The organism is Nocardia sp. NPDC052566 (genome assembly GCF_044547285.1).
GTDB lineage: Bacteria > Actinomycetota > Actinomycetes > Mycobacteriales > Mycobacteriaceae > Nocardia.
The window spans coordinates 388,344-411,589 of sequence record NZ_JBIUAF010000002.1 but is presented as its reverse complement, the minus strand read 5'-3'; the positions used below and the strand labels follow the sequence as shown (position 1 = coordinate 411,589).

Annotated in this window: 30 protein-coding genes; 9 read left to right on the top strand and 21 right to left on the bottom strand. The window is 64.9% G+C overall.

Features of this window, described 5'->3' with window-relative positions:
- Positions 1–77: 77 nt before the first annotated feature.
- The 8 genes from ACIG5A_RS09230 to ACIG5A_RS09195 all read right to left on the bottom strand — a co-directional run bounded on the left by ACIG5A_RS09230 (position 78) and on the right by ACIG5A_RS09195 (position 7,747).
- Complete coding sequence (locus ACIG5A_RS09230; protein ID WP_397239591.1) at positions 78–1,394, bottom strand: dicarboxylate/amino acid:cation symporter; 1,317 nt, start codon at positions 1,392–1,394, stop codon at positions 78–80.
- 271 nt (positions 1,395–1,665) lie between these two features.
- Positions 1,666–2,307: an LppP/LprE family lipoprotein gene (locus ACIG5A_RS09225; RefSeq protein ID WP_397239589.1), complete on the bottom strand. Its 642-nt coding sequence runs from the start codon at positions 2,305–2,307 to the stop codon at positions 1,666–1,668.
- A gap of 197 nt (positions 2,308–2,504) precedes the next feature.
- The gene (locus ACIG5A_RS09220) at positions 2,505–3,596 is read right to left on the bottom strand and encodes a protein-glutamine glutaminase family protein (RefSeq protein WP_397239587.1); all 1,092 of its coding nucleotides are present in this window, start codon (positions 3,594–3,596) and stop codon (positions 2,505–2,507) included.
- A gap of 152 nt (positions 3,597–3,748) precedes the next feature.
- Positions 3,749–4,654, bottom strand: a complete 906-nt coding sequence (gene thpD / locus ACIG5A_RS09215) for an ectoine hydroxylase (RefSeq protein WP_397239585.1) — start codon at positions 4,652–4,654, stop codon at positions 3,749–3,751.
- A 16-nt stretch (positions 4,655–4,670) separates the two neighbouring features.
- A complete protein-coding gene (locus ACIG5A_RS09210) occupies positions 4,671–5,063 on the bottom strand; it encodes an ectoine synthase (RefSeq protein ID WP_397239583.1) in 393 nt (130 codons plus the stop codon).
- A 1-nt stretch (position 5,064) separates the two neighbouring features.
- Positions 5,065–6,330, bottom strand: coding sequence for a diaminobutyrate--2-oxoglutarate transaminase (gene ectB, locus ACIG5A_RS09205; protein WP_397239581.1), 1,266 nt, complete (start codon positions 6,328–6,330; stop codon positions 5,065–5,067).
- Entirely contained in the window at positions 6,327–6,848 is a 522-nt protein-coding gene (gene ectA / locus ACIG5A_RS09200) for a diaminobutyrate acetyltransferase (RefSeq protein ID WP_397239579.1), read from the bottom strand. The genes ectB and ectA overlap by 4 nt, the downstream gene beginning before the upstream one ends.
- Before the next feature lie 191 nt (positions 6,849–7,039).
- On the bottom strand, positions 7,040–7,747 hold the full coding sequence (locus ACIG5A_RS09195; RefSeq protein ID WP_397239577.1) for a winged helix-turn-helix domain-containing protein: 708 nt from the start codon (positions 7,745–7,747) through the stop codon (positions 7,040–7,042).
- A 165-nt stretch (positions 7,748–7,912) separates the two neighbouring features.
- Between ACIG5A_RS09195 and ACIG5A_RS09190 the strand changes: the two genes are divergently transcribed.
- The 4 genes from ACIG5A_RS09190 to ACIG5A_RS09175 are packed head-to-tail and all read left to right on the top strand — an operon-like array spanning position 7,913 to position 11,512.
- On the top strand, positions 7,913–9,067 hold the full coding sequence (locus tag ACIG5A_RS09190; RefSeq protein ID WP_397239575.1) for an aminotransferase class V-fold PLP-dependent enzyme: 1,155 nt from the start codon (positions 7,913–7,915) through the stop codon (positions 9,065–9,067).
- Positions 9,068–9,090: 23 nt separating this feature from the next.
- Positions 9,091–9,474 (top strand): nuclear transport factor 2 family protein, encoded by a 384-nt coding sequence (locus tag ACIG5A_RS09185; protein WP_397239573.1) that lies wholly within the window; start codon positions 9,091–9,093, stop codon positions 9,472–9,474.
- Positions 9,475–9,513: 39 nt separating this feature from the next.
- Entirely contained in the window at positions 9,514–11,238 is a 1,725-nt protein-coding gene (gene argS, locus ACIG5A_RS09180; RefSeq protein ID WP_397239571.1) for an arginine--tRNA ligase, read from the top strand.
- Positions 11,239–11,293: 55 nt separating this feature from the next.
- On the top strand, positions 11,294–11,512 hold the full coding sequence (locus tag ACIG5A_RS09175; protein ID WP_397239569.1) for a hypothetical protein: 219 nt from the start codon (positions 11,294–11,296) through the stop codon (positions 11,510–11,512).
- A gap of 43 nt (positions 11,513–11,555) precedes the next feature.
- On the opposite strand, the gene ACIG5A_RS09170 is transcribed toward ACIG5A_RS09175, so the two are convergent.
- The 4 genes from ACIG5A_RS09170 to ACIG5A_RS09155 all read right to left on the bottom strand — a co-directional run bounded on the left by ACIG5A_RS09170 (position 11,556) and on the right by ACIG5A_RS09155 (position 14,482).
- Complete coding sequence (locus ACIG5A_RS09170) at positions 11,556–11,948, bottom strand: hypothetical protein (protein ID WP_397239567.1); 393 nt, start codon at positions 11,946–11,948, stop codon at positions 11,556–11,558.
- 496 nt (positions 11,949–12,444) lie between these two features.
- Complete coding sequence (locus ACIG5A_RS09165) at positions 12,445–13,338, bottom strand: RNA polymerase sigma-70 factor (RefSeq protein ID WP_397239565.1); 894 nt, start codon at positions 13,336–13,338, stop codon at positions 12,445–12,447.
- A 45-nt stretch (positions 13,339–13,383) separates the two neighbouring features.
- On the bottom strand, positions 13,384–13,767 hold the full coding sequence (locus ACIG5A_RS09160) for a DoxX family protein (RefSeq protein ID WP_397239563.1): 384 nt from the start codon (positions 13,765–13,767) through the stop codon (positions 13,384–13,386).
- Positions 13,768–14,086: 319 nt separating this feature from the next.
- Positions 14,087–14,482, bottom strand: coding sequence for a hypothetical protein (locus ACIG5A_RS09155; protein WP_397239561.1), 396 nt, complete (start codon positions 14,480–14,482; stop codon positions 14,087–14,089).
- Positions 14,483–14,721: 239 nt separating this feature from the next.
- Here ACIG5A_RS09155 and ACIG5A_RS09150 point away from each other — a divergent pair, with 239 nt between their 5' ends.
- The gene (locus ACIG5A_RS09150; protein ID WP_397239559.1) at positions 14,722–15,195 is read left to right on the top strand and encodes a DUF6228 family protein; all 474 of its coding nucleotides are present in this window, start codon (positions 14,722–14,724) and stop codon (positions 15,193–15,195) included.
- Positions 15,192–15,449, top strand: coding sequence for a hypothetical protein (locus tag ACIG5A_RS09145; RefSeq protein WP_397239557.1), 258 nt, complete (start codon positions 15,192–15,194; stop codon positions 15,447–15,449). The genes ACIG5A_RS09150 and ACIG5A_RS09145 overlap by 4 nt, the downstream gene beginning before the upstream one ends.
- Positions 15,450–15,674: 225 nt before the next feature.
- On the opposite strand, the gene ACIG5A_RS09140 is transcribed toward ACIG5A_RS09145, so the two are convergent.
- The 6 genes from ACIG5A_RS09140 to ACIG5A_RS09115 form a co-directional block, all read right to left on the bottom strand.
- Positions 15,675–15,845: a hypothetical protein gene (locus tag ACIG5A_RS09140; RefSeq protein WP_397239555.1), complete on the bottom strand. Its 171-nt coding sequence runs from the start codon at positions 15,843–15,845 to the stop codon at positions 15,675–15,677.
- Positions 15,846–15,868: 23 nt separating this feature from the next.
- On the bottom strand, positions 15,869–16,210 hold the full coding sequence (locus tag ACIG5A_RS09135) for a TIR domain-containing protein (protein WP_397239553.1): 342 nt from the start codon (positions 16,208–16,210) through the stop codon (positions 15,869–15,871).
- A complete protein-coding gene (locus ACIG5A_RS09130; RefSeq protein WP_397239551.1) occupies positions 16,207–16,818 on the bottom strand; it encodes a hypothetical protein in 612 nt (203 codons plus the stop codon). The genes ACIG5A_RS09135 and ACIG5A_RS09130 overlap by 4 nt, the downstream gene beginning before the upstream one ends.
- Before the next feature lie 221 nt (positions 16,819–17,039).
- Complete coding sequence (locus tag ACIG5A_RS09125; RefSeq protein WP_397239549.1) at positions 17,040–17,306, bottom strand: hypothetical protein; 267 nt, start codon at positions 17,304–17,306, stop codon at positions 17,040–17,042.
- 177 nt (positions 17,307–17,483) lie between these two features.
- Positions 17,484–18,101 carry a Fic family protein gene (locus tag ACIG5A_RS09120; RefSeq protein ID WP_397239547.1) on the bottom strand — a complete coding sequence of 206 codons (618 nt, stop codon included), beginning with the start codon at positions 18,099–18,101 and terminating at the stop codon, positions 17,484–17,486.
- Positions 18,088–18,738 carry a hypothetical protein gene (locus ACIG5A_RS09115; protein WP_397239545.1) on the bottom strand — a complete coding sequence of 217 codons (651 nt, stop codon included), beginning with the start codon at positions 18,736–18,738 and terminating at the stop codon, positions 18,088–18,090. Before ACIG5A_RS09115 ends, ACIG5A_RS09120 begins: the two co-directional genes overlap by 14 nt.
- Positions 18,739–18,971: 233 nt before the next feature.
- Here ACIG5A_RS09115 and ACIG5A_RS09110 point away from each other — a divergent pair, with 233 nt between their 5' ends.
- The gene (locus ACIG5A_RS09110; RefSeq protein ID WP_397239543.1) at positions 18,972–19,328 is read left to right on the top strand and encodes a hypothetical protein; all 357 of its coding nucleotides are present in this window, start codon (positions 18,972–18,974) and stop codon (positions 19,326–19,328) included.
- Positions 19,329–19,337: 9 nt separating this feature from the next.
- On the opposite strand, the gene ACIG5A_RS09105 is transcribed toward ACIG5A_RS09110, so the two are convergent.
- Together ACIG5A_RS09105 and ACIG5A_RS09100 are read right to left on the bottom strand one after the other, a co-directional pair.
- Positions 19,338–19,766, bottom strand: a complete 429-nt coding sequence (locus ACIG5A_RS09105) for a hypothetical protein (RefSeq protein ID WP_397239541.1) — start codon at positions 19,764–19,766, stop codon at positions 19,338–19,340.
- A 14-nt stretch (positions 19,767–19,780) separates the two neighbouring features.
- On the bottom strand, positions 19,781–20,590 hold the full coding sequence (locus tag ACIG5A_RS09100; RefSeq protein ID WP_397239539.1) for a DUF6881 domain-containing protein: 810 nt from the start codon (positions 20,588–20,590) through the stop codon (positions 19,781–19,783).
- 232 nt (positions 20,591–20,822) lie between these two features.
- On the opposite strand from ACIG5A_RS09100, the gene ACIG5A_RS09095 reads away from it, so the two are divergent.
- Positions 20,823–21,452 (top strand): glyoxalase, encoded by a 630-nt coding sequence (locus ACIG5A_RS09095; RefSeq protein ID WP_397239537.1) that lies wholly within the window; start codon positions 20,823–20,825, stop codon positions 21,450–21,452.
- 65 nt (positions 21,453–21,517) lie between these two features.
- On the top strand, positions 21,518–21,931 hold the full coding sequence (locus ACIG5A_RS09090; RefSeq protein WP_397239535.1) for a VOC family protein: 414 nt from the start codon (positions 21,518–21,520) through the stop codon (positions 21,929–21,931).
- Positions 21,932–22,276: 345 nt separating this feature from the next.
- On the opposite strand, the gene ACIG5A_RS09085 is transcribed toward ACIG5A_RS09090, so the two are convergent.
- Positions 22,277–23,179 carry a LysR substrate-binding domain-containing protein gene (locus tag ACIG5A_RS09085; protein ID WP_397239533.1) on the bottom strand — a complete coding sequence of 301 codons (903 nt, stop codon included), beginning with the start codon at positions 23,177–23,179 and terminating at the stop codon, positions 22,277–22,279.
- Between the last annotated feature and the right edge of the window lie 67 nt (positions 23,180–23,246).

Sequence of the window (23,246 nt, the reverse complement as noted above, 5' to 3'; positions counted from 1 at the left end):
CGGTCTCCACAATAAGCACTCCAACCTGGAGCGGCTCCTTATTTTCGGCGGGCGCGAGGCTGCCTCGACGAATGTTGTTATGCGGCTACGGGGACCGGGTCCGGGATGGGGGTGGCGGTGGTCAGGGGTGCGGCGGGCTGGTCGAAGGCTTCTTGGTCGAGGATGCCTTCGCGGCGGGAAACCAGGACCGGGACGACCATTTGGCCTGCGACGTTGGTGGCGGTGCGGATCATGTCGAGGATGGGGTCGATGGCGAGGAGGAGGCCCGCGCCGGCCAGGGGGAGGCCGAGGGTGGAGAGGGTGAGGGTCAGCATGACGATGGCGCCGGTGAGGCCCGCGGTGGCGGCGGAGCCGACCACGGAGACGAAGGCGATCAGGATGTAATCGCGGATGCCCAGGTGGGTTCCGGTGAGCTGGGCGACGAAGATGCCGGCCAGCGCCGGGTAGACCGCCGCGCAACCGTCCATTTTCGTGGTGGCGCCGAAGGGTACGGCGAACGAGGCGTATTCGCCTGGGACACCGAGCCGTTCGGTGACCATCCGCTGGGTCAGCGGCATCGTGCCGATCGAGGAGCGGGAGACGAACGCGAGCTCGATCGCGGGCCATGCCTTGGCGTAGAAGCGGATCGGGTTCACCCCGCCGACCGTGCGCAGCAGGATCGGGTACACCACGACGAGCACGATGAGGCAGCCCGCGTACACCGCGATCGCGAAGGTCGCCAACGGCTGCAGCAGATTCCAGCCGTAGCTGGCAATCGCCTTACCGATCAGCCCGGCGGTGCCGATCGGCGCGAGCCGGATCACCCACCACAGCGCCTTCTGCACCAGCTGCAGCACCGACTCGGCCAGCGTGACAAAGGGTTTGGCGGCATCACCGAGCTTCAGCGCCGCCACGCCGAGCACCGCGCCGAGGAAGACCAGTTGCAGCACATTGCCGTTGGTGAAGGCGCCGACCACGTTCTTCGGGATGATGCCGGTGAGGAAGTCGGTCCAACCGCCGTGGTCCTCCGGCGTTTTCGCACCGTCCAGCGTCAGGTCGACGCCGCGCCCCGGATTGGTGACCAGCCCGAGCGCGATGCCGACCGCGACCGCGATCAGCGAGGTGCCCATGAACCACAGCAGCGTGCGACCGGCCAGTCGCGCCGCATTGGTGACCTGGCCGAGGCTGGCCACGCTCACCAGTACCGCGGTGAACACCAGCGGCGGCACCGCGAGTTTCAGCAGCTGCACGAAGATGCCGCCGACCTGGGTCAGCGTGCTGGTGAGCCACGCGGCGCCGGTGGTGCGCGCGAGGAAGCCCGCGGCGATGCCTACCGCCAGGCCTAGCAGGATCTGGATGCCGAATGACCAGCGCGCCGGATTGAGGGCACGGCTACGCGAGGTGGGTGCGGACATGGAACAACTCCAAGGCAATCGGTGGATCTGTCGAAAGAAGGGTGCGCGTGTGTCAACGACACAGCTGCGCGGCCAGCCGACCGAGATCCACATGCAGTCTGGCGACCAGGTGCACGACTGTCAGAGAGAGTTTCACAACGCTCTAAAGCGTAAACGATTCGTCCGATGAGTACACGATTAGCCCGATTTTCGACCACCGGAGTTGTACTTCCGCCCCGGGCGACCGGCTGACCGCAACCGGCAGCCGACCGTCCGTACCCGCATCCCGCCCTCAGTTGTCCGGCGGGAACTGCCCGTTCGCTTGAACGGTGGTGCCCTTCAGGGTGAAGGTCACCACGCTGGGTCCGCCTTCGGGACAGCACAGCGCATCCTTGGGCTTCAACCACTTGTACTGCACCGAAACGGTATTGCGCGTCTTACCGGTCACCTTGGTGTAGCCATAGGGTTTGGCGGTCGCGGTGCCGAGATACTTGCCGCCGGTGAAGAACAGCACGTGGACATACGGGTGATTGTTGCCCGATTCCACGCTCATCCACGACAGCACACCGTCGCAGCCCGCGGAGATCGGATCCTCGCCCGCCTCGTCGAGCCGCCACGCACCGCCCGCGGGCGGGGTCAACCGGTTGATCGCGGACTTCGCGAGCTCCGAGTTCACGTCGAAGCACAGACCGTGCCCACTCCCGGCCTGCGCCGTATCCTGCTGTCCGGCGGTCGGTTTCGCCTTGGTGGTCGGCTGGCCAGGCGTATCGCCCTGATCCGTCGACGAACCCGGCTGCGAACCCGGCTGCGACGAAGCGGGCGCCGCGACCGTGGTTTTGACTCCGCCCTGATCGGATGACGTTGTGCCGCACCCGCCCGTGGCGAGCGCGATGCCCGCCGCCAGCGCGGCGACAGCCAGTGACTTCGCCTTCATGAAGGTCCTCCCTCGAAATCGATATGACATCCATCCGGACGCTCCGACGTCCGTACCGCATCCCCGCTCCCGTGCGACCGGGAGGCGAACTGGACATCGGATCCGGTTCGCGGATCGTTACCGGAGCAAACGTCATATCGATCCGCCGGCCTCGTGCCCATCATGAACACGAGGCCGGGCAAGACCTTTCGCGCGGATCAGGTCGCCGTCAACCCATCGAAGACCTGATTCGTGGTCCCCTCGATGCCGGTGTCACGGAAAGTCGCCTTCCAGTCCTTGAGGAACTTGGGGAACGACCCGACGATGTACTGCCGCAACGCCTTGTCGAGCAGCCCCACTTTGCCCTTCACCAGGCTGAGATCCTTGCCGTAATCCCCGTACGGCACGTTGGCATCGCGCATCTTCCCACCGTCGGCCCCGATCGCCGCGAAAGCCTTGCGGAAGAACGAATCCAGCAGTGCGACGACATCGTGCGCCGGAACCAGCGAGGCCACCTCCGCCAGTTTCGTGGCGGGATCCTGGGTGCCGGACAGCACGCTGGCGGTCGGGTCCGTCGCGCTGGGCGGCGCGTAGACGCTCGCGCCGGCACGCACCATGACGGTCCGGTCGGTCGGGTAGGCCCCCGAAGTCCTCAGATCCGACCTGAGTTTGTCGTACTTGACCTCCCCCGGGAAATCCTCGTCGGACATCGTGGCCAGCCACTGCTCGATCGACAGCGGCTTGTCGGCCACCGAGGGGTCGAGGATGTACGGCGTCGGCGGTTTGGCATCGGCCGCGTACACCACGGGCGCGACGTGATACCACCAGTCGACGCGCAGTGCCTCGCCCCAGTCGGCGGAGTCGCCGCCGTGCGCGGTGCGCACCGTCAATCCGCCTTTGCCGATGGCGAATTCCTTGTCGACCGTGTAACCGCGGTCGAGCAGAGTTTTCGCCATGATCTCCGCGCGGGCGTAGCAACCGTCCTTCGGATAGCGGAACGGGATCGGCAGCACGGCCTTGCTCGGCGCCACGAAGGTGAGCGTGCGCATGACCTCGAACAGCTGCTTCAATTCCGTGTCGCTGGCAACCGTCTTCAGCCCGGCGACATCGACGCTCGCCGACTTCACCCACCCTTCGATCTTGGCCGAAGTACCGTCCAGTATGCGAAGATTCGTCCATTCGCCTTTCGTCGAGCGAACGAATACCCGTGCCACGTAATCGATTTGCGCATTGGCCGGTAAAGGTTTGGTATCGGCCTGCGGATAAAGGGCGACGACATTGGTTGGCTTGCCTTGGATTTCATGCGGCATGATGCACCCCGAAGAGGTTGTTGCCAGTATTCTCAACGCTTTTCAGAGTAAATCCGGCGCCGGTGGCGCCGGGTCGAAACGCGGCGACGCCATTGGCATCCCTGCGTAACGCCGGGCGCCGCCGGAACTACCCGGGTCGTCCGCCGTCACCGTCAGCGCACGGGCGCGAAGTCCCGGCCTGCGATGTAGGCGGGGCGGGGCGCCGCGGCCGCGAACGGTTCGACGAGGGTGTTCTCGACGCTGTTGAACACCAGGAACAGGTTCGAGCGCGGGAACGGGGTGATGTTGTTCGACGAGCCGTGCATGATGTTCGAGTCGAACAGCAGTGCCGCACCGGCATTTCCGGTGAATTGGGCGATGCCGTGCCGGTGCGCGAGGTCGGCGATGTCGGCGGGCGCTGGCACACCGGCCTGCTGCTCGCGCAACGATTCCCGATAGTGTTCGGCCGGAGTGTGGCCCTGGCACGGGATGAAGGTGCGGTGCGACCCCGGGATCACCATGAGGCTGCCGTTATAGGGGTGGTTGTCGCTCAACGCGATCGACAGGCTCACCGCCCGCGGTGCGGGCATACCGTCCTCGGCGTGCCAGGTCTCGAAATCGGAGTGCCAGTAGAAACCGGTGCCGCGGAAACCAGGCATGTAGTTGACCCGGCTCTGATGGATGTACACCTCCGAGCCGAGCACCTGCCTTGCCAGACCGACGATTCCGGGCCTGCGCACCAGATCGGCGATCAGCGGGCTGAGCCGGTGCACCTCGAAGATCGAGCGCACCTCGTCGGCGGACTTCTCGGTGATCACCCGATCGTCCCCGCGCAGCGCGGGATCGCGGGCGAGCCGGTCGATTTCGGCGGATACCCGGTCGACCTCGGCCGGGCTCAGCAGGCCGTCGAGTATCGCGAAACCGTCGGCGTCGAAGCCGGCCAGCGCCGGGGATTCCACCGTGCCCCACACCGCGGGATCGGGCCGCTCGACAGCGGCGGCCCGATCGGCGGTGCGCGTCGGGTATCGGTCGCCGACCACCTCATCGACATCGGCGAATACCTTGTCACGCGCGGACATTCAGCTTTGCTCCTTCCTAGCTACCGACGGCGACCAGCGGGTAGACCCCGTGTTCGTCGTGTACCTCCTGCCCGGTGACCGGCGGGTTGAACACGCACATCATGCGCATCCGCGCCCTGACCTCCAGGCGATGCCGTTCATGCCCGTCGAGCAGATACATCGAACCGGGCCGCAATTCGTAGCCGGTGCCGTTGTCGAGATCGGTCAGCGTCCCTTCGCCTTCCACCAGCCACACCGCCTCCACGTGGTGGCGATAGTGGAATTCGTGCACGGTGCCCGCGTCGATCGTGGTCTCGTGGAAGGAGAATCCGACGCCGTCGCCGCCGAGCACAATGCGCTTGCTTCGCCAGCCGGCGCCGGCGACATCGCGCTCGGTGCCGGTGATCTCGTCGGTGCTGCGCACGATCATGTCACTCCCCCGTTCCGACGGCGGTCACCGCGGCGGTCAGGATGTCGAGCCCCTCGATGAGCTCGGCGTCGGTAATCGTCAGCGGTGGAAGCAGTTTCACCACTTCGTCGCACGGTCCCGAGGTCTCCAGCAGTAGGCCGTTCTCGAAGGCCCACTGGCACACCTTGCCCGCCAGCGAGGCGTCGTCGAAGGCGATACCGTGCACCAAACCGCGTCCGCGCGTGGAGATTCCGTCGACCTCGGCATCGATACGCAGCAGCGCCTCGCGCACCAGCGCACCCTTGCGCAGCGTGGACAGCTCGAGCATGTTGTCGGCCCAGTAGTGCTCCAGCGCGGTCCGCGCGGTGACGAAGGCCGGGTTGTTGCCGCGGAAGGTGCCGTTGTGCTCACCCGGCGCCCACTGGTCGAGTTCGGGCTTCATCAGCACCAGCGCCATCGGCAGGCCGTAGCCACCGATCGATTTCGACAGCGTGACGATATCCGGCACGATGCCCGCGGACTCGAAGGAGAAGAACGGCCCGGTGCGGCCGCAGCCCATCTGCACATCGTCGACGATGAGCAGAATGCCACGGGCGGAGCACAATTGGGCGAGATGGCGCAGCCACTCCGGGCGAGCCAGGTTCACCCCGCCCTCACCCTGCACACTTTCCACGATCACCGCGGCCGGGGTGTCGATACCCGAGGAGGTGTCGTCGAGCACCCGCTCGATCCAGGCCATATCGGTATCGCCGGTATCGAAATACCCGTCATAGGGCATCGGCGTCGCATGCACCAGCGGCACACCGGCGCCCGCGCGCTTGGCGGCATTGCCGGTGACCGAGAGCGCGCCGAGCGTCATACCGTGAAAAGCGTTGGTGAAGTGGATGATATCGGTGCGTCCGGTGACCTTGCGTGCCAGCTTCAGCGCGGCCTCCACCGCGTTCGCACCGGTCGGCCCGGGGAATTGCACCTTGTAGTCCAGGCCGCGCGGCGCCAGGATCAGATCCTGTACGGCGTGCAGCAGGTCGCGCTTGGCGACGGTGGACATATCGAGACCGTGCGTGATGCCGTCGCGTGCGATGTATTCCAGCAGCGCCTCTTTGAGGACCGGGTTGTTGTGGCCGTAGTTCAGCGCGCCGGCGCCGGCGAAGAAATCCAGATATTCCTTGCCATCGATATCACGCAGGCGCGCACCACTGGCCGTATCGAATACGGTCGGCCACGCGCGGCAATATCCGCGCACATTCGATTCGAGCGCTTCGAAAATAGTGGTCTCCGTGGTGGTCATCGGCGAACCTCCTGTTGATTCAACGGCATGATCCGATAGAGATCTTCGGCACTGTGCCGGTCGGGAAAGTCGGTGGATTCGAACAGCGGATGCCCTGACATCCGCGCGCCGCGGCGGCGCGCCAGCGATTCGAACATCGCGATCGATGCCTTGTTGTCCGGCGAGACGGTCGTCTCCAGCTTCGAAATGCCCTGTCCGGCAAGGCTGTCCACCAGTCGCTCCAGCATGTTCACCCCGATGCCGCGCCCGCGGCAGCGATGATCGACCGCCACCTGCCAGACGAAGAGGGTGTCGCGGGCCGCGGGCCGCAGGTATCCGGTGACGAATCCGGCGACCGAACCGGCCAGCTCGGCGACAACGGATGTGGTGCGAAAATCGCGACACCACAACAAATATGAGTAACTGGAATTCAGATCGAGCACCCGCGAATCCCGCGCTATTCGCCACATGGCCGCGCCGTCGGAAGCGACGGGATGCCGGATCACCGGTGTGATGGTCGTGCTTGTTTCGTTTTGCATGACGGATCCAGGCTTGCCGATGAACGTTGAGATCATCCGGTCGAAAGCATGACAGTCGTGTGACAACAGCGCGCCGAGCAGGGGTGCGATGTGTTCATGGACACGAAATGTTTGAGCCCGTCAGGGAATAGGGCATACGGAATGCGGGCCGGTGCCGCCGCCGGCAGAGCACCTTCGAGTAGCAGAGCGTCTTACTGTTGCAGGTCGAGCCGGTAGCCGAGACCGCGCACGGTCACCACGATCCGCGGCTCCGACGGATCGCGCTCGATCTTCTTGCGCAGCCGCCGCACATGCACGTCGACGATCCGCTCGTCGCCGAAGAACTCGCCACCCCAGACACGGTCGAGCAATGCGGCGCGGCTCACCACCCGGCCCGCCTCGTCGGCCAGCTCACACAGCAACCGGAATTCGGTGAGGGTCAGATGCACGTCCTCGTCGCCGCGGCGCACCGTGCCCCGATCGCGCGCCAGCTCCAGCGCCCGCCCGGGATCGGCGTCGAGCACCTGCCGCCGCGGATCGCGTCCCGGCGCCCGCTCGGCGCGCCTGCGCAGCGCCCGCACCCGCGCGGTGACCTCCTTGATCTCGAACGGTTCGGCGACGAAGTCGTCCGCGCCCGCCTCCAGCGCGGCCACCACGTCGTGGGTGTCGCTGCGGTCGGTCACCACCATGATCGGCACATCGTGCTCGCGGCGGATCTCGCGGATGCAGCTGAACCCGTCCATATCGCCGAGGACCAGATCCACCATGACGACATCCGGCGGCCCGTTCAGCCGCAGCTGGTCGAGCGCGTCCTCCCCGTCGCCCGCCTCCGCGATCTCATACCCCTCCCCCGCCATCGCGAGCCGCAAATCGGGACGGGCACGGGCCCCGTCCTCGACGATCATCAGACTCGCGCCCATACCTCACCTCATCACAGCTCATGTCCAGCAACAGCCGGCACCGCCTTTCCGATTACCACCCTCGCAAGGCCGCGAAACCCATTCAGTGGCGCGCGCCACTCCGAACGCGTAGTCTTCAGCCAGCTAGAAGTGGACACAATGTCCGCTTGATCTGGAGGGAATGCCATGGGCGCCACGACTCCCCTTGCCCGCGAATACTTTCCGGCCGCACAGCGGTGGGCCTACCTCAATCACGCCGGAATCTGCCCACTGCCGCAGCCCGCGGTGAACGCCATGCACCGGCGGGCGACCGAGGTGTCGCTGGACGGCGAATTCACCTACGCGGCGCACAGTGCCGAGATCGAACGGGTACGCACCTCGGCCGCGCGGCTGATGGGCGTGCCGTCCACCGATATCGCGTTCGTCAAGAACACCACCACCGGGCTCGGCATGATCGCCAACGGACTGGACTGGTCGGCGGGCGACCGGGTGGTGGTGCCCGATCTAGAGTTCCCGTCGACGCTCTACCCCTGGCTCGCGCTCGCCGATCGAGGGGTGCTGGTCGACCGGGTCCGGCCCGAGGGGCCCGGCGGGAAGCTCACCGTCGAGGCGTTCATCGATCGGATCAACGACGGGCCGCCGCCGAAGCTGGTGGTGACCAGCTGGGTGCAGTTCGGGCGCGGCTGGCGGGTCGACCTGGCGGCGCTCGGCCGGGCGTGCGACGAAGCCGGCGCGCTGCTGTGCGCGGACGTGATCCAGGGACTCGGCGTGCTCCCCGCCGAACTCGAGCGCTGGGGCGTCGATTTCGCGATGGCCGACGGGCACAAATGGCTGCTCGGTCCCGAGGGCAGCGGCGTGCTGTACGTCCGCGGTGCGCGCCTGGATCTGCTGCGGCCGCTGGAGCCCGGCTGGAATTCGGTGGCGCACCGGGAGGACTGGGACAACCTGGAGCTCGTATTCGACGACACCGCACGGCGATTGGAGGGCGGCATGCCGAATGTCACCGGTATCGCGGCACTCGGCGCCTCGATCGATCTCCTACTCGCGGCGGGCATTCCGGCGATCTGGTCCCATGTCGATCGCCTCTGCGATCTGGCCTGTTCGGGCCTGTCCGCACTCGGCGCGACCGTCCTGTCGGACCGCTCCACCGAAGGGCGCTCCGGCATTATCTCGGTACAGGTCGACGGTCCGCCGATCCCCTTGCTGGCCAAGCAATTACAGTCCGAGGGCATCGCGGTCTCCGCCCGCGCGGGCGGCCTGCGCATCTCGCCGCACGGCTACAACACCGACGAGGACATCGACCGCCTCGTCGACACCGTCGCCAAGCTGACCCGCGGCTGACCCCGCTCGACGAAAATAGCCCCATGACTGAATTCGCCTCCGCCACCGAGCAAGTGATCGACACCTACTGCGCGGCATGGAACGAACACGATCCGGCCCAGCGCCGCAAGTTACTCAGCGAGGTGTGGGCCGACGGCGCCACTTACACCGACCCGACATTCCACGCCGTCGGCATCGACGAACTCCTCACCCACATCGACGCCGTCCTGACCCGCCGCCCCACCGACGCGATCCTGCGCACCAGCGCCATCGACACCCATCACAACCTGGCCCGCTTCGCCTGGCGCGCCGCACCGACCGACGGCACCCCACCCACCGACGGCCTCGACCTCGTCGAATTCACCCCCGACGGCCGAATCCAGCGCATCATCGGCTTCTTCGGACCACTCGAACCGACCATAAAATAGCGCGCGTCCCGCCATGGGCCTCGGCTAGCGTCGATGCCCATGGCCAGCCTCAGCCAGCTACTGCACGAACGGCTCTCGCACGCATTCGAGACCGTGGCCGACGCACCCGTCGACCCGGTCGTCCAGCGCTCGCAGCGCGCCGACTTCCAGTCGAATGCGGCACTAGGCCTGGCGAAGCGAATCGGCGCGAATCCACGCGAGATCGCCACGAGGGTCATCGCGGCCGCCGACCTCGACGATCTCGTCGGCGCCGCGGCGATCTCGGGCCCGGGTTTCATCAACATGAACCTACGGCCCGACGTACTCGGCCGCATGGCCGGCGAGATCACCGCCGATCCCAGGCTCGGTGTGCCGCGGACAGATCAGCCGGAGACGGTGGTGATCGACTACTCGTCGACCAACGCCGCCAAGGAAATGCACGTCGGGCACCTGCGCAGCACCATCATCGGCGACGCCGCCGTGCGGACCCTGGACTGGCTCGGGCACCGGGTCATCAAGCGAAATCACCTGGGCGACTGGGGCACACCGTTCGGCATGCTCATCGAGCACCTGCTCGATATCGGCGAGGCCGAGGCCGCCGACGAGCTGTCGGTCGGCGACCTGAACGGCTTCTACACCGCGGCGCGCCGTAAGTTCGACGCCGCCGAGGAGTTCAGGGACCGCGCCCGCCGCCGGGTGGTGCTCCTGCAAAGCGGTGACGAAGCGACGCTGCGGCTGTGGCGGCTGCTCGTCACCGAATCCGAGCGATACTTCATGACGGTCTACGAACGGCTCGAATCCCGGCTCATCGAAGCCGATTTCGTCGGTGAGAGCAGCTACAACAGCGAACTCGACCGGGTGGTCGCCGATCTCGACCGGCTCGGCCTGCTCGTCGCCAGCGACGGCGCCGAATGTGTCTTCCCCGAGGGATTCACCGGCCGCGACGGCGCGCCGCTGCCGCTGATCGTGCGCAAGCGCGACGGCGGATACGGCTACGCCGCCACCGATCTGGCCGCCGTGCGCGATCGCGTCGGCACACTGAAGGCAACCCGGCTGCTCTATGTCGTCGGCCTGCCGCAACAGCAGCACTTCGCCATGGTGTTTGCCATCGCATGCGCGGCGGGCTGGCTCAGCGCACCCGCACGCGCCACCCACATCGGATTCGGGTCGGTACTCGGCCCAGACGGCAAGATGCTGCGCACCCGCGCGGGCGGCACCATCAAGCTCTCGGAGCTGCTCGACGAGGCGGTCGAACGCGCCGCCGCGGCCATCGCGACCAAGAACCCGGACCTCGACGAGGCGACCCGCGCGCGGATTGCACACGCCGTCGGAATCGGCGCGGTCAAATACGCCGACCTCGCCACCGACCGAAACCGCGACTACCGCTTCGATTTCGACCGAATGCTTGCGTTCGAAGGCAACACCGCCCCCTATCTGCAATACGCGCACGCCCGCATCCAGTCGATCTTCCGCCGCGGCGATATCACCCCGCCCCGCAACGGAAACCCGTTGCACCTCACCGAATCCGCCGAACGAACACTCGCCATCGAACTCCTGGAATTTCCCGAGGTCGTCACCGCAGTGGCCGAAACCCTGGAATTCCACCGCCTCGCGAACTACCTCTACACCCTGTCCACCACATTCACCGCCTTCTACGAACGCTGCCCCATCCTCAAAGCCGAAGAACCAACCCGCACCACCCGCCTAACCCTCGCCGACCTAACCGCCCGCATCTTGTCCACCGGCCTCGGCCTACTCGGCATCGCCACCCCGGATCGCATGTAGCCGGTCCGTGGCCGATCGGCACACCTGGAGGCATGCCAGCCATACGATCGGCTGTATGCGCACGGAGATGACGTTCGCCATCCCTGACAGCCTGGTCGGCCCACTGAAACGACATGCGGGAACCAGCCACCAATCCGAATTCGTGGCCCGCGCCATCCGACACGAACTACTGCGGGCCGACGTGGACGCTCTGAACGCCGCCGAGGCCGCCACCGGCGTGCCGGACATATGGTTCGAAACGGCATGTCAGAATGATCAGGAAACCGGCTCGTGACCGGCGCTGGTCGTCGCGGCTTCCATCGCCGCGCTGTTCGATTTCAATCCCGCCTTGCGCCGTCCGGCCATACAACCGTTACCGGTATGCCGCGCTCACGAGCGACGGACACCACGTCAGCGGTACCACCATATCCGCGCGCCGGTTTTCCGTCCCACACCGCTATCAACTCGTCGGCGTCGTCGAGCATGCGCACGCTGCCCGCCTGATGTGCTTCGGAGTCGGACTCTTCCCGATCGATTTCGATCACCTCCATTGCGGCAGAGCGCAATTCGTCATACACGGGGTAGTGCCCAGCGGGCAGGCTGTCACGATACTTTCGCGCCGGTACGACAACGATCAAACAACCACCGAGATCGAGCACCGCTCGTGCGAACAGGCTGTCGGGTCCGTCCGCAATGCAGCTCATGCCGATCAGCTCCCCACCGGCGCGCACCGCGACCTCAGCGCGTAACTGCGCATCAACCAGTGCGGTGGTCCGCGCTGGCAGACCTCGGTGCCCGGTGATCGCTATGCGTGTCATACATCGTCCCGTCGGTCCCCGGGAGGGCGGGTGGCTACTCGGGACCTGCCCAGTGCTCCATGCGATTTGGATCATGCGGGAACCGGGACTTCCGGGTCGAGCTCGCTCGCAAACCCTTGACGAGCCGGGACGCGCGTTGCTGTCGGCTCATCGAACGCTGCCGACGGAGCCTAACGGCAACCCAGAGCATGATCGCACCGATGATGCTGAGGACCAGTCCGGCATAGACGATCAAGTCTGGCATGTGTCGAGCTCCCCCATGCGCTGTTCGTGACTCGGAGCGCCCAACGTCTGGGCCGAACGCTCAGTAACTCGATTGTGAACCCCCACCGCCTGTCCTCGCGCCCGCTCGGCCACTGATTGACACGCGGAATTCGAATAGCCGAGTTGAGGATGTTGAGCCCGGTACTCACCGCACGCTGAGTGCCGTCGGCGAGTCGATGTGGGTCAGCTTTTCCGGGTTGCGGACGAAATAGAGGCCGGTGATGCGGGTGTCGTCCATTCGGAAGGTCATGATGCCGATTTCGCCGTCCCAGCGTAGGACGAGGGCCGGGTTGCCGTTGACAACGGCGGGTTCGGTGCTGAGCGTGGCACTGATCTTGCCGAAGCCGACCAGCAGGTTCCGCAGCACCCGCTCGATGCCGATGATCGGCACCCGTGCCGCGGTCTTGATGCCGCCGCCGTCGGTGAGAAGCACGACATTCGGGGCGAGCACGTTCAGAAGTCCTTGCGGGTCACCGGTTTCCAGCGCCATCTGAAACGATTCCAGAGCCGCTCGCGCCTGATCAGGGGAAACGACCGAGCGCGGGCGGCGGGCCTCGACATGCTGACGGGCGCGGCGGGCGATCTGGCGAACCGTCACCGGTGTCTTGTCGACAGCGGCGGCGATCTCTTCGTAGCCGACGTCGAAGACTTCGCGAAGCACGAACACCGCACGCTCGGTCGGCGACAACGTCTCCAGCACGAGCATCAGCGCCATCGACATACTCTCCGCAAGCTCGACGTCCTCGGCCACATCAGGTGCGGTGAGCAGTGGTTCCGGAAGCCAGGGACCGACGTAGGATTCCTTGCGGCGCTTCATGGTTCGTAGCCGGTTCAGCGCCTGTCGCGTGGTGATACGGACCAGGTAGGCGCGATGATCCTGCACCTGCTCCATGTCGACCTGCGCCCATCGCACCCAGGTCTCCTGCAGTACGTCTTCGGCGTCGGCAGCCGAGCCGAGCATCTCGTAGGCGACGGTGAACAGCAGATTGCGGTAGGCGACGAACGTGTCGGTCGCCGAGTTGGTCGTCGCGCTGCTCATTCCGCTCCTCATGCCTTGCCGCAAATACCCGGCAACACTACCGGGTCAGCCAGCGAACGGTTCGAGCACGAACCGGCCCCACACCACGAAGGCCGCCATCAACAGATAGACGACATTCGCCGTGATCACCTTGTATTCCCCGTCGCGGATGTGGACGATCATCGCCCCAACCATCAACATCGACCAGCACACGGCAGTGACAGGGACCATCGTGGGCCCGATGTCGAGCACAGCAGGCAGAATCAATCCGGCAGCGGCCAGAACCTCCAGAGCCCCAAGGGTTTTGACGACCCCGGCACCGGCAGTGGCTGTCCACTGCCCGCCCGGTGCCTGAGCCAGTTCGGGCTTCGGCGTGAACATTTTGATATTGCCGCTGACGAGCGCGACGACAGCCAGCAGCCCGGTGACGATCCACAGTGCGATGTTCATGATGTTCTCCTTGCTCGATGTTCGAGCCTGAAGACACCCCGTGCCCGATTCCCGTGACATCACGTGACGCAGATCACTACAAGCTGGCAGACCAGGGCAACGCGGTCCTGCAGATCCACCCACCCCTCGGCTCCCCCGACATCGGCAGTTTCGAGCACAGTGTCCATCGCGTCGAATGCTAGGTAGAACATCGCACCGAAGTACACCCAGCACGCACTCAAATGCCGCTGGTCGCGCTGACCGCACCGGCCGACGCGACCCGGGTCGGCGGTGCGTCCGACTGCGGGCGGGGGCGATCGGTGGTCGATCCGACCACGAATCAGATGGCGTCGTGGAGTTCCTTGGAGCTGTTCACAACCCGCACGGTCCACTCGCCCTCGAGCTGAGCCTCGAGCTCGGCGCGAAGAGCGACTGCCGCCTCCGGTGATGCGACAGCGTGATCGTCAGCCGAGTTGAACGCGACAGCGCCACATTCGTTCAACAAGTCGAACATCACCCTCCATACCGCGGGGCTCGCAGGGCGCTCGAACGTCAGGAACTTACACTTCCCCACGCCGCTGATCTCGGTGTACAGCTCCGAGTCATGTGGTTCGGGGAATACGATCTCGTCGTTCTCTCCGATGTCGAAACCGTAGCGGTGGAAGATCTCTCGCACATTGTCTCGCCCCATGGAATCGATGCCGTTCCTGGAGGAGACGTAGACGTCGTAGCTCACGAAACCTGTACCTCTTTCCTGTGTACGAGCATTCTGACGGCGGTCACCGACAGGAACGGACGCACCTGAGGTTCGTGTTGATCGAAATCGTCCAGCCAGCACCAATATTCGACCACCTCTGCCGTCATCGCGGGTCGGGGTTCATCGAGCCGATCGGTACGACTCGGCACAGCGGAGGGCTATCCAGCCGCGTCCGCCCTCACCATCATCCGATTCCGTACGCGACTACCCTCAACTCGGTGATCTGCGAATTCGACGAGGAGATGATCGAGCGGAACGAGGCGATCGAGCTATCCGATCGCGACCTCGGCAGTCGTGTACGTCTGTGGCATCGCACGATGCCCTACAACGACGGCATGCCCCATGACGACGCGTTCGTCGCGATGTGTGCCGAACTGTCTGCGAACGGGATGACCGCCACTGTCAACGGACTACTGCTAGATGTGGTCGGCGGCCGTTCACTGCCTCATTTCTTGGATTCACTCGTCAACGACTTCGCAGGCTGGGACGGGATTCGAAGCTGGGAAAGCCTTGACCATGAACTTCGGATCGACGCTCAGCACGTGCATCGGCGCATCCGACTCGACTGGATATTGACCCGGCAATCCGGCCAGCAGACTGCCTGGACCGCAACCACCACGATCAAGGTCGAAGCCGGCGAACAACTACGCCAACTCACTGCCGCGGTACACCGATTTCTCCTACCGTTTTGAGCTCGACTTCGTCACCGCCGAACCACCGGATCCCGCCGCCCTGGCCGCTGGCACCAAATCACCAACGAAGCACTACGCCTGCACTGCAACGACTCTCAGCCATCGCCATCGACACCCATCACAACCTGGCCCGCTTCGCCTGGCGCGCCGCACCGACCGACGGCACCCCACCCACCGACGGCCTCGACCTCGTCGAATTCACCCCCGACGGCCGAATCCAGCGCATCATCGGCTTCTTCGGACCACTCGAGTAGCCGACCACCGCACAGCGCTCGTCCAGCCATGGGCCTCGGCCGCCGCCGATGCCCATGGCCAGCCGATCTCACCACCCGCCCCTCTTGCAGGCCGGTCTCGAAAATCGTTCCAGGACGGCCGGATCGGGCTGTTCGGCGGCACCGCGGCGGATCGGATGTGGCGGCGTCGGATCTGCTAGATTTCGAGCTTCCGGCGCGGAAAGCACCTGATAATGGCCACAGTCGTCAGGAGACGCGTGTGACAGGCATCAGGAAGATCGTTTTCGCGGCGGGCGCGGTGGTCATGCCCGGGTTAAGCAGAGTATCGATCACTCGATTGGAATGCTCGGTAATGCCGACGAGCGTGCATCCCACTGGCTCGAAGTCCTGGACCCGCAAGCCGGAGACGAACGCCACACCTGCCAAGTTCCGAAAACGAGTCAGGCTCCACTGGTCGCACGAATGTCTTTGTGGCCGCCAGTCGGTCCACGTGTGCAAAGCTGGCTGCTTGTCGGGTCCAAGTAGAGGATGGGAATCCCCCGCCACGCCGCAACCTCGAATTCGCTTCGCGTCCAGGGGGTTCGCAAATAGTTGGGCGTAAGGACAGCGACAAAGGAACCTGCTGCTAGTAGGGCTGCAACAACGATCCTGCCACGGGGAGTCTCGCCGTGCTCGTAGAGATCGTCTACGTATGGTGCACCAAATTCCGACACCTGCTGGCTAATCCGCAGTAGGTCCGACTGTGCATTGTCTCGGCGCGCGTAGCTGACGAACACGATCATGTGTGGATCCCCGGAGCCGACACGATCAAACCTGCCTCAAAGAGGCTGAAGGCGAGGACAACTAGCAATGCCAGGATCAAGTAGTACAGCATTGACGAGTTGAACGCTGCGCGTAGTGGCCCAACCGGGCAAACGGAGGGGATGTTGTTGTAGGTTTCTGGGCAACGAGCTGCGCGCCGAACCCAGATGGAGTTCATCGCAACCCGTAGCTTCCTCTGGTAGTAGTACCCGACTGCGTCTGCGAGCCAGAAGGCGGCGATCACCAACAGTCCAGCGACGAAGACGGACGCATCGAGCTTCTTATCGTTGAGCAGAACGATCAGTGTGCCTGTTGGCACCAGCACCGTTGCACAGAGTTTCTTCAGCTCGAAGCAGGAGTCTGACGCACTTAATGTGGCACGGTGCAACTGCTCGATCTGCTCGCGGTCAAGATCGTCTGCCGATGGGTCGGCCTGGGCAGGAGACAAGTCATTTTCATCGGTGCTCCTGTTGGACCTGCGGGCACGAATCAACATCGATACGCCAGCCCCCGAGATAGCGCCGATCGCCACACATGCCACCGCAGCGTATCGGTCGATGAGCCTGTCCTGCACATCAGCATCGTTCATGAAATTAGCTAGCTATGGACTGATATCGCACGAAAAAGCCTGTGCAGGCCCTTGATTGAGAGCCTCATCGAACGAGCGCTTGCGGCACCTAACGATCAGGTGACCGGTTGAGAAGGGAACGCACTGTCATGCCGCATAGCGCGGATGGTCATTGAGGTGGATGTCGAGCGGACCGAGATGCGTTCTACGACTTCACCGGTCGTACCAGCAAGCGCACCGGGTCAAGCGGTGGTGTGGTCGGGAGGTGACCATCGGTAGGCGATAGGTCCGATGAGCAGGGGCCGGTCCAGCATGTCTGCCGTGAACGACACTCCGGTGACCTTCGCCGCCAAGGCGAAGGCTCTCGGCACGGGGGTGCAGCGGCGCACCACCTCCGACGGTTCCAGGTTTCGGAAGAAGCCGACGCTGGAGATCTCGCCCAGCGGGTCCGCTTGGCTCTCGGCTGCGTTGAGCCACTGAAATGGGGTCAGGGGATCGGTTGCCGCCATATGGGTCATGGTGGCAGACCCCACCGACAACCATTCGATCGCCTGGAACGCCTGATCGACCCGCGGTCCTCAGCGAGGACTTCCCGTGGCTCCGTTGGCCAGCCCAGGGCGTCCGGCAGCGGGGGGCACTGTGGCGCAGGATATCCGGATACAGCCGCCTGTTTGTTTGCTGTCGGTCTACGCGGACGCGCGAGCCCGGGTGGCGTCGATCAACATGTCCACAAGCCGCGCCAGCGTTGGTGCCACGGTGTGGTCGTCGGCGTGCCTGCTCACCGCGAGAAGCGGCCCGGCCTGGTCGAGTATCACCCCGCCGCGAGCGAGCACGTGGTAGATCGCCAGCATCGCGGCGCGGGCGTTTCCGTCGGAAAACGGGTGAAAGAAGCACACATCCAAATAGACGCGGGCCGCGCGAGTCGCCAGCGCCACCGCAGGGTCGGTGGCCTCGAGCAGGTGGTTCTCGAACACTGCGGCGGTACCCGCATCGACGCCGTAGCGTTCCCGGCCGCCTTTGGCGAAAGCGGGGGCTGTCCGGAACGACTGAGCGTGGCTGGCGCCCATAGCAATTCGATGCCAGTCCGCGAGCCGGTCGAGAGTCAGATCCGGATCTGCCCGCGCTGCAGCAAGCGCGACCCGCAGCCGAGCTGTGCGCAACGAGTCCCGGCCTGCGCCGTCCACATAGGAAATGAAACCGTCGCGGCGCCCAGTCACCGGCGAGACGACCAGCTCGCCGATCTCGGTCCAGGGCACCGCCGCTCGCATCGCAAGCCAGGTCCGCAGATCATCACGCTCCAGCATCAGCGAGCCCCGCGGCCAATCTTTCGGCAACCGACACCACGACCGATTCCGCAGGGCTGATCCAACTTTGGAACCGTCCGCCGATGGCCTCATCGATCAGCCCAGCGGCCCGATCGGCGGGGACGCCCGCGCGCTGCAAAAACCATCCCAGCACCTGCTCCGCATGCTGATACCACGCGTCACCGGCATCGGTCTGCGCGACGACCTCATTAACCAGCGCGGGAACCGCATGCTCCCACGCCGAGATCCTTTTCTCCGCCGGACCGTCGGGCAGCGTCAGCGTGTCGAAGCGCGTGGCGAGCCGTTCGAGCCAGGCCCGCCACTCGACGAGCGCTCGCAGCGTCCGCTCGACCGTCTCCTGCGGCTCACCTACCGAATCATCCACGCAACACCACGCGGAGACGGGCCCACCGCCGAAGTCCGACTCGTCACGCCCCCAAGCCCAACCATAGGTCCAGACGCCGAACTGTTCGCCCAACGCCCGAGAGACCGAAACGACCCAATGCTCGCGGTTCGAATAGTGGGGCGGCGGCAGAGAGCTGACAAGCGCCGTCGCCGCGACGACGTCGAAGGTGTGGGTCGCCGGGTCGACATCGGCCCAGGATAGATTTTTCGGTTGGTAATCCCACATCGTCACGAACGACATTGTGTAGCACCGACACAGCGACGCGGTACCGATATTCGCGTTGCACGCCCATGCCGCTAACCGTGCTGAGAGAAGCGGCCGAGCCGCGGCCGACCGAACGCACCGATCTGCCGCGTATCGGTCGAGTTGAGCGCGAGATCGTTTGCCGCGCAGGACATTCTGTAGTGGCGAAGAGCGTGCTTCGATGCGCACGGTCCCTTGCGTATGAAATCTAGGATGCATCGGTGCGATTTCATGTCATCGAGCCCGGGGTAGCTGGTGGGTACTTCCTCGTCACCGAGGATCATTCGCAGCGTATCGAGCGAGAGGGTCTGACCGGCGTACGCTTCGACGGCGTGCTTGTCTCGGTCTCCGCCGAAGGTGAGGAGCTGATCGACACTGAACTCCCGCCCTGGAGATGGATGAAACCTGTTGGGCGGCGGGGTGAATCGGACTTCGGTGTCACCCGTGACCTGTTCTTGGTGGTGTCGGACCGCGCTCTTGACGTTCTGAGCGATGCCGGGATTGCCAATGCCGATGTGGCGGAGTTTCGAATGCCCGAGTGGACTATTTGTCTTGCAGGGCACGCACATGCCGGGTGACCGAGTAGCTCACATGGTGTCGGAGGACCGGATACGGAGGGACGCTCCGACTGCACGAAGAGGAACCGCCAAGACCTCCATTTCGACCCGGGTCCCTTCCAACCCCCGTCCGCCGAGCACCTCGGCCAGGTCCCGCGCCTCCGCGACCGTCAAGGATCGAACCGTTCGAAGCGCGCGCATTACTGCTGCGGGCGTGACGTCGCCCCCGACGAGTTGCAAAGTCGTGGGCCCGTTCGCGGCCAAGATCGCCGCACGCATTCCGGCAAGCGGTGTTTCGTAACCACATTCGTTCCAGCGACAACCACACAGCCCACAGTCACCTTCGAGATCCCACCGGTGGGTTCCACCAGTGAGCACCTCGACGACCGTGGCTTCCATCAGCGACCCGCATTCGATGCATTCGGTTGTGTAAGGAGCAGTTTCGAGCACAGCGTCCATCGCGTCGAATCGTGTCACTCGGCGCCGGAGGCGATGAGCCATGCGACCTGGAACTCCTCGGGCGAAATCTCCTCGGCCACAAGGCCGGTACGATTGGCGAGCCGCTCGATGGGATCAGCGGGTTCCTGGTCGCAGAGTTGCGTTGTCGCACTTTCGGTGAAACCACCGGCATACCCGACACCACCGCTGCGGAAGTACTCGACCTTTCGGGATTCGTAACCGTCGCTGTCGATTTCGATGAAGGTCTGCACCGGATCGATCAATCCGGCGGCCGGATCCGTGAGCTTGCGGTACTGCATCTGCGATTCGGATGGCTCGAAGCCACGCGCGGCGGCGACTGCGGCCGCATGGTCCATTGCTGGTTCATCGGCGGGGAACCACGGGTCCGCCAGCTCGCGCAATGCCATATACAGTCCATCATCGGGCATTGGGTCCTTCTGCACTCGCTGCCACCGCCGGCCGTCCCACCAGCGAACGAACGACACCAGCTCTTTGTTGATGATCCGCGGATTGTCGACTGTCTTGTCCGCGGTCTGTACCCACCTCGGGGTTCCCGTCCACGGGTCGTCGCTATGGGCCCGCACATCGCTGGACTCATCCCATCCGAACAGCATGGCCAGGCCATCAGGTAGGCGAATCAGGGTGAACCAGTTGCCCGCACCGTCGTCGACGGTCCACCGATCGCGATTCGCCACCGACGTCGTGTTGGTTTGTTCGCGTACACGAGCCGAATCTCGGTACACAGTAGCGAGATTCGCGTAGTCCCCGGCCATGCCATCCAGCCGCGTCCACAGCACATCGGGATGCGGTAGCTCGAGTTCCATGGAACGCAATTTACCGACCAGCCAGGACATCCACCGATCGGCAACAGCGTGAGCTGGAGGGTCGGCGGCGAACTCTATGCCGAAGACAACGAAACAATCCTCGCCCGGATCACAGCCGACTAGCCGCAGCGCCGCACATCTTCGTTCGGTGCAGCACCTAGTGAGTTCTCCGTGGTGGGTTCCGTGGTCGGCACGGATGGCATCGGAGTGGCCCGTTCCTATCGTTGTTGACATGACGAACACCACGAAGACCAGCACCGATATCACCATCGAACTCGAAGTGGCCGACCCTGACGCCGCCGCCGCGATCTACGACGCCGCCTTCGGGCTGGGTGACCGGATCGGGTTCCGCGCCGCGCAGGCACCGTCGACCGGATTCCGCGGATTCCTGCTGTCGCTGGTCGTCTCGCAGCCCTCCACCGTCGACAGCCTCGTCACCACCGCTGTCGCGGCCGGGTTCAGCATCGTCAAACCGGCGAAGAAGAGCCTGTGGGGATACGGCGCGGTCCTGCAGGCACCGGATGGCACGATCTGGAAGGTCGACACCTCCAACAAGAAGGATGTCGGACCGTTCACCCGTGAGATCGACAACCTGGTGCTGCTGCTCGGCGTGGTAGATGTCAAGGCCAGCAAGCAGTTCTATGCCGATCGCGGATTCACGATCGCGAAGAGCTTCGGCGGCAAGTACGCCGAGTTCGCCAACCCGGGTTCGCCGGTCACCCTGGCCATGTACCCGCGCAAAGCCGCAGCGAAGGATGCCGGAATGTCCCCGGAGGGCAGCGGATCGCATCGCATCGTGATGGACAGCGGCATCGATCCGTTCACCGACCCGGATGGGTTCGTGTGGGAAGCTACGGCCTGAAACACGCAACATACCGACCGTTCAGTACGAATATCGCTACATCCACAACGCAAGGAGTCAAAGTCATGAAAGCGCACGTCAGCTCGATCCTGCTCGGTGTACGAGACATGGAGCGCGCCAAGCAGTTCTACACCGAGGGACTCGGCTGGAAGATCCAGAACGACTTCGGCATCTCGGTGTTCTTCGCCTCCGACGGCGCCTCTCCGGTCGGCTTCTACGGCCGCGAGGGCCTGGCCGGACAGGTCGGCACCGATCCGGAAGGCAGCGGCTTCAGCGGACTGGTACTGACCTACGTCGTCCGCAGCGAGACGCGAGTCGACGAGATCATGACCGAAGCCGAAAAAGCGGGCGCAACGATCCTCAAGCCCGCAGACGCACTGCCCTGGGGCGGATACGGCGGCACCTTCGCCGACCCCGACGGCTACGTCTGGAGCATCGGCTACAGCGCCCAGGGAACCGACCAGCCCTACGCCGAATAACACCGATCTCGTCTCAGCGCGGTTTCGAGGGCGCTCGGCCACCGGTGCCCATCACCGCCAACGGGCGCTCCCGGAAGAGCCGGGTCGCCCTCATGCGCGGCCGCTGCCACCGCGCGGCACTGCCGAAGATGAACCGGCCGTGGTGATTTCTCGCGCTACCGACGCTCGACCACGGCGGCCAGTCGCCGACGTCTCTGTCGGGCATGTGCAAGTTGAGCATGGTGGACGCGAGCTCGACATAGCCGAGCCGAAGTTCGCTTTTACGCTCGATCGGGAGTTGCGCGATGAAACGCTGGGTGACGTAACGACTCCGTGCGGGCCCGCCCGGGTTCGGTGAGCCGCGCGTCAGTCCGGCAGCCAGCGCAGCTCGTGTGCAAGGGTTTTGGCGACGGTACGGATGCGGCGGTGTAGTGGTGACTGCTCGCGCGGGAGGACAAGGTGAATCGTCAGGGTGGGTGCGCCCTGCAGCGGTCGCCATGTGAGACCGGCCGGTTGTGTCGTGATCGCGACTTCACCGGCCGGGGCGAGGGTGAGCCCGTCACGTAGGTCGCGCTGAGATATATCGAAAGAGACTGCGGGCGTGTGGAATCGCGGACGTGGCCGGATGTCGCGGAACAGTGCGGACAGCTGGTCGTGGATCACGGGGTTGGCCGCACGGTCGGGCAGTCGCAGCGGATACGCGGCCGCATCGGCGACCGCGATCTCCGAGTGTTCGGCCAGCGGATGATGTTGTGCCAGTTGGACTCCGACGCGCTGACGCCGCAGCAGGAACCGCCGCACGCCACGGCCCGGCTGTGCACCGCGGGTGATCCCCGCATCGATGCGGCCGTCGGCGACCGCGGAAGAAATCTCCGGCGTCGCCATCAGCACCGCACCGACCTCGAGTCCCGGACTGCTGCGAATCAGCTCGTCCACCAGTGCCGGAGCCGTCTCGGCCCCGGTGCTGAGGCTGTATCCGATGCGGAGCGTGCCCAGTTCACCGGCCCCCGCACGCCGGGCGGTGTCCCACGCCCGGTCCAGCGCCGCCAGCGCTGGCGGCGCGGACTCCGCCAAAGCCGCACCGGCCGTGGTCAATTCGACGCTCCGCGTGTTACGAACCAGCAGGCTCGTACCGAGTTCCGCCTCCAATCGGCGCATCCGGGCACTGAGTGCGGGCTGCGCGATACCGATCCGTGCGGCCGCGCGGGTGAAGTTCAACTCCTGCGCCAGCACCAGAAAGTACCGCAGGCTCACCGTATCCGGCGCCACATGCCCTCCCTGCCGATTGATAACGATCCGTTCTGAGTCTATCCCGTCCCGGTCTTTCCCCCGACCA